The following is an 8926-nucleotide window of genomic DNA, read 5'->3' as shown; positions in this document are numbered from 1 at the left end:
AGCGACCGCGCTGGTCCGCGGCGGCGCCCGTTCCCGCCCCCGCGCCCGGTCCGCCGCGGCCGAATCCGCCGTCGCCCGGCCGAGGAGGCCGGCAAGGTCGGCCGGCCGGGATCGGGGTGGCGCAGATCGTCTGCTGGCAACTCGTGCTCGTCGCGCTGGTCCTGGTGGCGGGGCGGCCCTGGCCGCTGGCGGCCGCGGTGGTCACCGCCGCCGTCGTGGTGCTCGCACTGACCGCTGTGCGGATTCGCGGACGCTGGCTCTACGCCTGGCTCGGTTCGGCGTCGGGCTACCTGACCCGCGACCGCGACCGGGATCTTCGGCAAGCGGGCGAAGCGGGCCGGGCGCTGCTGGGTCTGCTTTCGCCGGAAGCGACGGGGATCACCGGCGAGATCGGCGACGAGACGGTGTTCATGGTCAGCCGCGCCGACGGGATCACCGCTGTGCTGCAACCGAAATCCGCCGCCCGCGAGCAGCCGATGCCGTCGCCGCCGATGTTGCTGCCGCCGCCGTCCCGCGAGCAGGCCCTGGACGTCGCCGCGCAGGTCATCCACCACGTCGGCGCGGACCGCTCCCGGCCGCCACGGGGCTGGGTCGCGCTGCAGGCACTGCGCACCGCCGACGTCCACCGCGACGCCGATGTGCGGCAGGCGCTCGGGAACACGGTCAGGCGGGTGCGGCGGCAGCTTCGCCGCGACGGCCTGCCGGTGCGGGCGCTCAGCGAAAACGAGGTCCTCGGCACCCTCGCGTCGCTGGCGCACGTCACGGCGGGCCGGGCGCGGATCCGCGAAGACTGGCGGTTCTGGCACAGCGGGCCGATCAGCCAGGCGACCTTCCGCCTCGACGGCTGGGACACGCTGCCCCCGGTACTCGCGGCGGATCTGTCACGCCGTCTGCTCGCCGCCGCCCCCGGATCCGCGGTGAGCCTGGCCGTGACCGCGCGCCGGAGCGCCGCCGAGACCGAACCCCGCGTCAGCGCCGCGATCCGGGTCGCGGCCGCGGGGGTCCAGGCGGTGGACCACGCGGTGCGGGACCTGGAACTCGCCGCGCGCCGGGGCGGGATCACGCTGGAGCGGCTCGACGGCAGGCACGCCAAGGGAGTGGCCGCCACCCTGCCGATCGGGATCAGTTGAGCACGACGATCGCGGCGGTGAGCGCGGTCGCGTACAGCGTCCAGGCGAGGTACGGCACCAGCAATGCGGCCGAAACCCGGGAAGACCGGCGGAAGTACAGCGCGGTGACGACGATCGCGACGTCGAGCAGGACGATGTCCACCAGTGCCACGCCGTACGCGCCCGCCGCGAAGAACAGCGGCGTCCAAGCGGCGTTCAGGACCAGTTGTGCCGCGTACCAGATCAAGGACCGGCGGTCGCCGCCGGATTTCCAGTACAGCCGGCCCGACACCGCGATCGCGAGGTACAGGACCGTCCACACCGGACCGAAGAGCCAGGCGGGTGGTGCGAACGACGGCAGTTCGAGTCCACTGTAGACAGAGCGGGCGCCGGCCGCGGCGAGCCCGCCGACGACCGCCACCACCGCGACCGCCGCCAGGAACGGAAGGAACGCCAGCGGCGCACGGAGTCTTCCCGGGATCGTGGTCATCGTTCGAGCGTACGGGCGCGGACACGGGCTCGCGCGCTCAAAACCCGTCGCTTCGGCACGGGAGACGGTCTTACGATCTTCACGCGATGAACGACGACACCTTCCTTGCCCACGTGGCCGACGGCCTCGCCGCCCTGCCCGCCGTGCACGCCGTCACGCTCGGCGGATCCCGCGCCCAGGACACCCACGGTCCCGGCAGCGACTGGGATTTCGCCGTCTACTACCGCGGCGCCTTCGACCCGGCCGACCTGCGCGCCGTCGGCTGGGACGGCGAGATCTCCGAAATCGGCGCCTGGGGCGGCGGCGTGTTCAACGGCGGCGCCTGGCTCACGATCGACGACAGGCAGGTCGACGTCCACTACCGCGACCTGGACGCCGTCGAGCACCATCTCGCCGAAGCACGCCAAGGCCGGTTCCATTGGGAGCCGCTGATGTTCCACCTCGCGGGTGTCCCGAGCTACCTGCCCGTCGCGGAACTCGCGGTCAACCGCGTGCTGCGCGGCGACCTGCCGCGACCGGACTACCCGGAAGCGTTACGGGAGACGGCTCCGGCGATGTGGCGGGGCCGCGCCGAACTGACGCTGCGCTACACCCGCGGCGCCTTCGTCCCGCGCGGGCAGGCCACGGAGGTCGCGGGCGCGCTGGCCACCGCCGCCATGGAGACGGCGCACGCGGTCCTCGCGGCCCGCGGCGAGTGGGTCACCAACGAGAAACGGCTGCTGCGGCGCGCAGGCCTGCGTGAGATGGACACCATCCTCGCCGGGTTGCGCGCGGATGTCCTCGCGAAGGCGGTGGACGACGCGGAAGCGCTGTTCCGGACGGTCTGAGCGTTGTGGCGCGGGTCACGGAATGACCGGCGATCTTCAGCGCTACAGAGAGATGAGACCAGTTCCGTACCGAGGGAGAGACATGTCCGCCACCGCCACGCCGGAAGAGACCGCTCTGGCCGTCCCCGCGCTCGACGATTTCGACTTCCCGCTCACCGACGGCGCCGCCTGCCGCATCGACGACCCGGACTGCGAAGCCTGCCAGTAGCGGACACTCACGACCGCCCGGCTTGGTCCGTAAGTACATGAAGGCCCCCTTCCTTGCGCCTGGCGCAAGGAAGGGGGCCTTCATGTACTTAGGACCCGACCCGTGATCAGCTACAGCCAAATCCAGTAGGCACTTAAGGCACTCGCCCTAACCAGAAACGCCACTCACGACCACCCGGACGGCGGGGGGGAAGGCTCCTTTTGTCGCATCACACGCGGCGAAGGGAGCCTTCGGCCCACGCACGTCGGACGCGTCGGCGGCCTACCCCGTCCGGCCGTCGACGGCGGCCACGATGAGCGCCGCGCACCGCTTGATCGGCAGCCCTCGTTCCCGCGCCATCGCGTCGAGCGCCGCACGGGCGGCCTCCCCGCGCAGTCCTTGCGCGGCAAGCACTTCCAGTGCCAGCCCGATGACGTCGGCCGTCGGCGGGGAATCGGATCGGACCAGCATCGGAAGACCTCCGGCTCGCTCGAGGGACGGCGGCGGATACCCGCTCCGCACCGGTTTCACACCCGCGTCATCGTGAGGATTGGCGATCCCGCCGGTCGTCGACGGCGTCCCGCCGGACCTGCTCGGTGTGCATGCCGATCTCCCCGAGCCGTTCGGCGAATCCGGTGTGCTCGCGGGGCAAGCGGGCACGCAGGTCGGCCATCGGGGCGAGGAGGCCGGTGACGTCGTCCTCGCCGAGCACGGCGCTCAGCCTTTCCGCGCTTTCCCTGGCCTCGGCGTCCAGCCCGGGCAGCGCGCCGGCCTGACCGGCGAGTTGCCGCAGGATCGCCGAATTGCGGCGAGCCCACTCCGCGACCGCGCGGTCACCGGCGCGCCGGTCCCGTTCCGCGTCGACCCGCGCCTCGCCCGTGCTCTCGCCGCTGACGGACGGCCGCAACCGCAGGAACCGCCGCTCCGCCGCCTGACGGCTCGCGACCCCCAAGGCCGGGGCGAGCGCGGTCCAGCTGGTCCCGCCCGCGCGTGCCGCCGCGATCAACTCCGGTTCCCACGCTGCCAGTTGTTCGCGTACGTCCCTCAGCGCCGTCAAAGCCGCCAACAGCCGCTCCGGGTCCGAGACGCCGGAGCGGGCCTCTGTCACGACATCTCGCACCGCACGCACGATCCGGGCGGGGTCTTCGTTCATCTTTGTCATCCCATCGACGACTCGGTGGTTGTCATCGTTTCGACGACATGTTAGAACAGTAGTGCGTGTTGACACCAGAGACGACGAACCCAGGAGGTGGAACCCGATGTTGATGCGCACCGACCCGTTCCGCGAGCTCGACCGGCTGACCCAGCAGATGTTCGGCGCCGCGAACCCGGGGACCTGGTCCAAGCCGGCCACCATGCCGATGGACGCCTACCGCGACGGCGACGAGTTCGTCGTCTGCTTCGACCTTCCCGGCGTGGCCGCGGACGCCATCGAGCTGGACGTCGAACGCAACGTCCTGACGGTCAAGGCCGAGCGGCGGCCCACGCCCGGCAAGGACGTCCAGATGCAGGTTTCCGAGCGCCCGCTCGGCGTCTTCTCGCGCCAGCTGTTCCTCGGCGACGCCCTCGACACCGACCGCATCGCGGCCGGATACGAAGCAGGCGTGCTGACCCTGCGCATCCCCATCGCCGAGAAGGCCAAGCCGCGGCGCATCGAAATCTCCGGCACCACGTCCGACCGCAAGGAGATCCAGGCCTGAGTGTCCGCCTCCGGTGCGGGGCCGCCGGGTCCCGCACCGGACCGAGACCGGGGAAGGAAGGGAAATCCTCGTTGCTCACCATGCCTGTCCGCCACCCGCACACCCGGGATGCCGTGTGGGGCTATCTCGGCGAGATCACCGAGGCGCTCGGCGTCGGCCTCGAATCCTGCACTGTCGATCTCGACGACCCGGTCTCGGCGTATGTCGCGCTCGACGAGCGGCTCGCCACCCATCCGGAACGCGACGTCGCCCTGCTGTGGGACGAAATCCGCGGCTGGGCCGTGGCGATCGAGACCCATTCCGGCGAGGACCTCATCGTCCTCCGCTACCTGGGCGGGAAGTCCGCCACGCCGCGCCCCGCCGAGGTCGCGCGCTTCGTCAAGGCCGTCCGCGAGGACGACCATCGCGTCGGGCAGCTCACCCCGCCGGATTTCCGCGCCGTCCCCGCCGAATGAGGGCGGCTCGCGTCGGGTACCTCCGAAGGGCGTCGAGCCGGAAGGAGTGAGCCGTGATCGGCCTGCTGTACCCGACGCGGGACTGCGGCGAGGAACTGCACCGGAGAGGCTCTCGGCCGCCGCGCGGTTCGGCACGGCACCGGACGTCGTCAGCTGGGCCTGCTCCAGCTGCAGTTTCACGCGCGGCCTCGCCGGCGCGCGTGAGCAGGCGAGCGGCTCGGCGTTCCCGCGCGCAGTACCGTTCATTCGGTCTCCGCCGACGCGCCTTCGGACCGCGCCCTCGCCACCTGGGATCGCCGCCGGATCACCGAACTGGCGACCGCGGCCGACCACGAAGACGCCGAAGCCGTCCTGATCCCCGAGACCGCCCTGCACACGACACCACTGCTCGAAGACCTCGAAACCGCCCTTGGCAAACCCGTGCTGACGGCCACCGCGGTCACCCTTTGGGACGCGCTGCACGCACTGGGCACCCCGCCGGTCCGGCAGAGCCTCGGGAAGTTGTCAGCCGCTGAGACTGCCGCGCAGATCCTGCAGGATCTTCGTGAGCAGACGGGAAACGTGCATCTGGGAGATCCCGACGCGTTCGGCGATCTGGGACTGGGTCATCCCGTCGAAGAACCGCATCGTGACGATCGCCCGTTCCCGTTCCGGCAGCCGCCGGAGCAGCGGGACCACGGTGTGCCGATCCTCGATGTGTTCGAACCGGGAATCCAGTTCCCCCATCACATCGGACAAGGGAAGCGAGCCCTCGCCGTCGTTGACCGGCCGGTCCAGGGACGAGGTCTGGTAGCTGTTCGCGGCGAGCAGGCCGTCACGGACGGTGTCGACGTCCACGTCGAGATGCCCGGCGAGCTCGGACGGCGTCGGCGCGCGGCCGAGGGTCTGGGTCAGTTCCGTGGTCGCCCGCGTGAGCCGGGTGCGCAGTTCCTGCATGCCCCGCGGGACGTGCACCGCCCAGCCGGTGTCGCGGAAGAACCGCCGTACCTCGCCCATCACCGTCGGCACCGCATACGCCAGGAATTCCCCGCCCTGCGCGGGATCGAACCGGTCCACAGCCTTCATCAAGCCGATCCGCGCCACCTGGATCAGGTCTTCCCTCGGCTGGCCGCGTCCGCTGAACCGGACGGCGATGTGCTCGGCGATCGGCAACAGTTCGAGGATCAGGCGTTCCCGCAGGCGCCGCCGGTCCGGGTGGCCATCGGGCAGTGCGGCCATTTCGTCGAACCAGGGGCGGCAATGCGAGTAGTCGTCCTTCCGCCGCGCTCGGCGGTCCCGAGGTGCGGGCGGCATCGGCTCCCGTGAGACGGGCCGGTCGACGTCTTCCATGAGGAGCGGGGCGCTCATCGAAGTTAACCTCCGTCCCTTGTGGACTGACATACGTCCGTACGTGCGTTATCGAGCTGATACCCGGGAAGCGGGCAGGGCAAACATCGGCCGCCGGGCCGGGCCGCGCTGACCTGGACGGGTGATCTTCCGATTCACCGGCAAGAAGAAGGGGTATCCGCAGGTCACGACAAAGGAGGAGCCGTGCCTGAACAGAGCTGGAGCGACAAACGCGAGCGTCAGTACGAGCACATCAAGTCGTCACAGAAGAAACGCGGCGCGAGCACCGGCCGTGCCGAGGAGATCGCGGCGCGGACGGTCAACAAGAACCGCGCGCAATCGGGTGAATCGAAGACGGCGAGCAAGAGCTCGACCAAGGACACCTCCCCGCAGAAGCGCGGCGGGCAACGGTCCGGCAACCGGAAGGGTCCCGGCGGGCCGACCAAGGACCAGCTCTACAACGAGGCCAAGAAGCGCAACATCAAAGGCCGTTCCAGCATGACCAAGAAGGAACTGCAGAACGCCCTCGGCCGCTGATCGGAGGCAGGTCGGCTAGTCGCCCGTCATTTTCAGCGTCGGCAAGAGCCCGGTGAGCTCGATGGCCCGGCGCACGACCTTGGACGGCGCGAAACTCAGGTCGATCCCGGACTCCTGGCACTGCCGGTTCAGTTGCACCAGCACGGAAAGCCCCGACGAATCGCAGAAACCGACACCGGTCATGTCGACCACCGCGGTGCCGGGGCCGTGCGCCACCAACTCGAACAGCTCGGCCCGGAGCCGGGGGCTGGTCGAAATGTCGATGTCACCCGCCACCTCGACGGTGATCGCGTTTTCGGAGCGGGCCGCCTCGGCCACGACGAGAGGAGCGGACTGCCCTGCTTCGGAGTCGATCGCCATTCATCGACGGTAGAAGGGCGCGGTCCGGTCCGCAACCGTCGCGATCAGGAAGACTTGGCCACCTCGCGCGCGATCTCGTCCTTGTCCATCTTCGAAGCACCTGTCACGCCCGCGTTGCGCGCCTGGGTCAGCGACTCCCGTTTGGTGGCCTCACCGGGACGGTCGCCGAGATGGGAAGTCCGGCTGCTCACGAAAGCCTTTCCCAGCTCGCGTCGCATCTTCGGCAGGACGGTGGATTCCTCTTCCTTCACGTGATGCGTGACGGCCTCGACGAGGTCGGAGAGCACCTTCTCGAACTGCTTCGATTCGGGCTCGGTTTCGTTCAGCTTCGCGAGCAACTGCTCGGTTTCGGCGTGTTCCTTCTGGCCGTGCGCGACGTCTTCGGCCTCGTCCGCCTCACCCTTGGCGGCCGGGTAGACCTCGGCCTCCTCGGCGCGGCTGTGCGCGGTGAGCAGCGACGAGAGCACCGGGACGAGCAGCGGCCGTTTCTCGGGATGCCGCTCGAGTTCATGGAACAGCCGCTCCACCTCGCGGTGGTCCTGCATGATCAAGTCCACGACGTCGCCCGCCACGGCCGCCTCCTCGGTTCGGGATCGACTCGACGCACCCGGATACCCGCTCCGCGCGGATTCGACCGGGCTATCCTCGGCCGTATGGCCTGCCGTATCACCGAACTCATCCTCGACTGCGCCGATCCGGTCCGGATGGCGGCGTTCTGGTGCGAAGTGCTCGGCTACGTCGAGATCGGCAAGGACGGCGAAGACATCGAGATCGGCCCGCCCGGTGTCGGTTTCGGCGGCCCGCAGCCGACGTTGATCCTGAGCCGCAGCGACGACCCGAAACCGGGCAAACTCCCCCTGCACATCGACGTGAACCCCACCGACCGCGACCAGGACGCGGAACTGGAGCGGTTGCTCGCCGCGGGGGCCCGGCCCGCCGACGTCGGCCAGACCGGGGAAGAGTCGTGGCACGTGCTCGCCGACCCCGAAGGAAACGTGTTCTGCCTGCTTCGCAAGCGAGTAGAACCGTCCACTTAGGACGATCCACTGGTTGGCCCGCGGCGCCACCGGGTAACCGGCGAAGGACATCGAACCCCGACTGGGATGGTCAGCTGATGGCGGACGAAGGACTGTGGCAACGCGACAAGGACGAATTCGGTTCCGGCGAGTACATCTCGGCGGGCCCGTTGGCAGGCCAGTTCGTCGAACTCACGCGCCTGCTCTTGGCCGCCTCGACACCGGCCCAGGTCCTCGAACAGGTCGTCGCCGCCGCCTATCGGGTGGTCCCCGGCGCGGATCTGGTGTCGGTCACCCTCCGTGCCCCGGACGGGACCTTCCACACCCCGGTTTCGACCGGCGAGGTGGCGCTGGAGCTCGACGAGGTGCAGTATCGCGCCGGAACGGGCCCTTGCGTCGATGCGGCCGACAGCGGAAGCCCCGGCTACATCCGCAGTGAGGATCTGAAGGCGGAGAAGCGGTGGCCGGATTTCTCCGCGGCGGCCGTGCGGCACGGCTACACCGCGATCCTGTCCACCGTGCTGATGCCCGACGCGACCCCGCCCAAGGTGCCCGGCGCGCTGAACATCTACAGCCGCCGCCCCGGCGCCCTCGACTCGCAGGCCCAGGACTCCGCGCTCCTGCTGGCCACGCACGGCTCGCTCGCGCTGGCGAGCACCAACGCCGTGAGCCGGGCGGAGCTGGAGTCGAGCCATCTCCGGCGGGCCGTCGAATCGCGCGACGTCATCGGGCAGGCGAAAGGGATCCTCATGCAGCGCCGCGGCCTGACCGCCGACGAGGCCTTCGACCTGCTGCGCCGGACCTCCCAGGACCTCAACGTCAAACTCGCCGAAGTCGCCCAGACCCTGGCCAGCCGGCATTCGGAACTCGACACCCCTTGATGCGCGTGAAGGCCTCCTTCCCTCGGCTCGGCCGAGGG

The 8926-nt window shown here is 70.1% G+C and carries 14 protein-coding genes; 8 read left to right on the top strand and 6 right to left on the bottom strand.

The window, feature by feature from the left end:
* Positions 1 to 1130, top strand: a 1130-nt coding sequence (locus ACSMFO_RS24065; protein WP_436460585.1) for a type VII secretion protein EccE, incomplete at its 5' end; no start/stop codon positions are given.
* Here ACSMFO_RS24065 and ACSMFO_RS24060 read toward each other — a convergent pair.
* Entirely contained in the window at positions 1123 to 1599 is a 477-nt protein-coding gene (locus ACSMFO_RS24060) for a TspO/MBR family protein (protein ID WP_436460584.1), read from the bottom strand. The genes ACSMFO_RS24065 and ACSMFO_RS24060 overlap by 8 nt on opposite strands.
* A gap of 86 nt (positions 1600 to 1685) precedes the next feature.
* Between ACSMFO_RS24060 and ACSMFO_RS24055 the strand changes: the two genes are divergently transcribed.
* Together ACSMFO_RS24055 and ACSMFO_RS24050 are read left to right on the top strand one after the other, a co-directional pair.
* On the top strand, positions 1686 to 2426 hold the full coding sequence (locus ACSMFO_RS24055) for a nucleotidyltransferase domain-containing protein (protein WP_436460583.1): 741 nt from the start codon (positions 1686 to 1688) through the stop codon (positions 2424 to 2426).
* Positions 2427 to 2508: 82 nt separating this feature from the next.
* Positions 2509 to 2634, top strand: coding sequence for a hypothetical protein (locus tag ACSMFO_RS24050; protein ID WP_007031507.1), 126 nt, complete (start codon positions 2509 to 2511; stop codon positions 2632 to 2634).
* Between the two features lie 261 nt (positions 2635 to 2895).
* Here the strand turns inward: ACSMFO_RS24050 and ACSMFO_RS24045 are convergent, their stop codons facing one another.
* The gene (locus tag ACSMFO_RS24045; protein WP_436460582.1) at positions 2896 to 3084 is read right to left on the bottom strand and encodes a hypothetical protein; all 189 of its coding nucleotides are present in this window, start codon (positions 3082 to 3084) and stop codon (positions 2896 to 2898) included.
* A 67-nt stretch (positions 3085 to 3151) separates the two neighbouring features.
* On the bottom strand, positions 3152 to 3766 hold the full coding sequence (locus tag ACSMFO_RS24040; RefSeq protein WP_436460581.1) for an HSP18 transcriptional regulator: 615 nt from the start codon (positions 3764 to 3766) through the stop codon (positions 3152 to 3154).
* Positions 3767 to 3872: 106 nt separating this feature from the next.
* Between ACSMFO_RS24040 and ACSMFO_RS24035 the strand changes: the two genes are divergently transcribed.
* Both ACSMFO_RS24035 and ACSMFO_RS24030 read left to right on the top strand, forming a co-directional pair.
* Complete coding sequence (locus ACSMFO_RS24035; RefSeq protein ID WP_360134278.1) at positions 3873 to 4313, top strand: Hsp20/alpha crystallin family protein; 441 nt, start codon at positions 3873 to 3875, stop codon at positions 4311 to 4313.
* Between the two features lie 80 nt (positions 4314 to 4393).
* On the top strand, positions 4394 to 4768 hold the full coding sequence (locus ACSMFO_RS24030) for a DUF6292 family protein (RefSeq protein WP_436460593.1): 375 nt from the start codon (positions 4394 to 4396) through the stop codon (positions 4766 to 4768).
* A 504-nt stretch (positions 4769 to 5272) separates the two neighbouring features.
* Here the strand turns inward: ACSMFO_RS24030 and ACSMFO_RS24025 are convergent.
* Entirely contained in the window at positions 5273 to 6061 is a 789-nt protein-coding gene (locus ACSMFO_RS24025) for a SigB/SigF/SigG family RNA polymerase sigma factor (protein WP_360134302.1), read from the bottom strand.
* Positions 6062 to 6298: 237 nt separating this feature from the next.
* Between ACSMFO_RS24025 and ACSMFO_RS24020 the strand changes: the two genes are divergently transcribed.
* Positions 6299 to 6631: a hypothetical protein gene (locus tag ACSMFO_RS24020; RefSeq protein ID WP_037342007.1), complete on the top strand. Its 333-nt coding sequence runs from the start codon at positions 6299 to 6301 to the stop codon at positions 6629 to 6631.
* A gap of 15 nt (positions 6632 to 6646) precedes the next feature.
* Here the strand turns inward: ACSMFO_RS24020 and ACSMFO_RS24015 are convergent, their stop codons facing one another.
* Entirely contained in the window at positions 6647 to 6991 is a 345-nt protein-coding gene (locus ACSMFO_RS24015; RefSeq protein ID WP_436460580.1) for an STAS domain-containing protein, read from the bottom strand.
* Between the two features lie 44 nt (positions 6992 to 7035).
* Entirely contained in the window at positions 7036 to 7563 is a 528-nt protein-coding gene (locus ACSMFO_RS24010) for a hemerythrin domain-containing protein (RefSeq protein ID WP_436460579.1), read from the bottom strand.
* 81 nt (positions 7564 to 7644) lie between these two features.
* On the opposite strand from ACSMFO_RS24010, the gene ACSMFO_RS24005 reads away from it, so the two are divergent.
* Both ACSMFO_RS24005 and ACSMFO_RS24000 read left to right on the top strand, forming a co-directional pair.
* A complete protein-coding gene (locus ACSMFO_RS24005; protein ID WP_037342001.1) occupies positions 7645 to 8028 on the top strand; it encodes a VOC family protein in 384 nt (127 codons plus the stop codon).
* Between the two features lie 77 nt (positions 8029 to 8105).
* Positions 8106 to 8888, top strand: a complete 783-nt coding sequence (locus tag ACSMFO_RS24000) for an ANTAR domain-containing protein (protein ID WP_436460578.1) — start codon at positions 8106 to 8108, stop codon at positions 8886 to 8888.
* Positions 8889 to 8926: the final 38 nt, after the last annotated feature.

The organism is Amycolatopsis sp. w19, from assembly GCF_051373225.1.
GTDB classification, from domain to species: Bacteria; Actinomycetota; Actinomycetes; order Mycobacteriales; family Pseudonocardiaceae; genus Amycolatopsis; species Amycolatopsis japonica.
The sequence above is the reverse complement of the archived record's forward strand: the minus strand, read 5'-3'. Positions and strand labels throughout refer to the sequence as shown.

What these genes read in the sequence shown, in the direction of transcription:
- ACSMFO_RS24060 (WP_436460584.1), bottom strand. Translation starts at nt 1,599, where the DNA reads ATGACCACGATCCCGGGAAGACTCCGTGCGCCGCTGGCGTTCCTTCCG.
- ACSMFO_RS24055 (WP_436460583.1), top strand. Translation starts at nt 1,686, where the DNA reads ATGAACGACGACACCTTCCTTGCCCACGTGGCCGACGGCCTCGCCGCC.
- ACSMFO_RS24050 (WP_007031507.1), top strand. Translation starts at nt 2,509, where the DNA reads ATGTCCGCCACCGCCACGCCGGAAGAGACCGCTCTGGCCGTCCCCGCG.
- ACSMFO_RS24045 (WP_436460582.1), bottom strand. Translation starts at nt 3,084, where the DNA reads ATGCTGGTCCGATCCGATTCCCCGCCGACGGCCGACGTCATCGGGCTG.
- ACSMFO_RS24040 (WP_436460581.1), bottom strand. Translation starts at nt 3,766, where the DNA reads ATGAACGAAGACCCCGCCCGGATCGTGCGTGCGGTGCGAGATGTCGTG.
- ACSMFO_RS24035 (WP_360134278.1), top strand. Translation starts at nt 3,873, where the DNA reads ATGTTGATGCGCACCGACCCGTTCCGCGAGCTCGACCGGCTGACCCAG.
- ACSMFO_RS24030 (WP_436460593.1), top strand. Translation starts at nt 4,394, where the DNA reads ATGCCTGTCCGCCACCCGCACACCCGGGATGCCGTGTGGGGCTATCTC.
- ACSMFO_RS24025 (WP_360134302.1), bottom strand. Translation starts at nt 6,061, where the DNA reads ATGCCGCCCGCACCTCGGGACCGCCGAGCGCGGCGGAAGGACGACTAC.
- ACSMFO_RS24015 (WP_436460580.1), bottom strand. Translation starts at nt 6,991, where the DNA reads ATGGCGATCGACTCCGAAGCAGGGCAGTCCGCTCCTCTCGTCGTGGCC.
- ACSMFO_RS24005 (WP_037342001.1), top strand. Translation starts at nt 7,645, where the DNA reads ATGGCCTGCCGTATCACCGAACTCATCCTCGACTGCGCCGATCCGGTC.
- ACSMFO_RS24000 (WP_436460578.1), top strand. Translation starts at nt 8,106, where the DNA reads ATGGCGGACGAAGGACTGTGGCAACGCGACAAGGACGAATTCGGTTCC.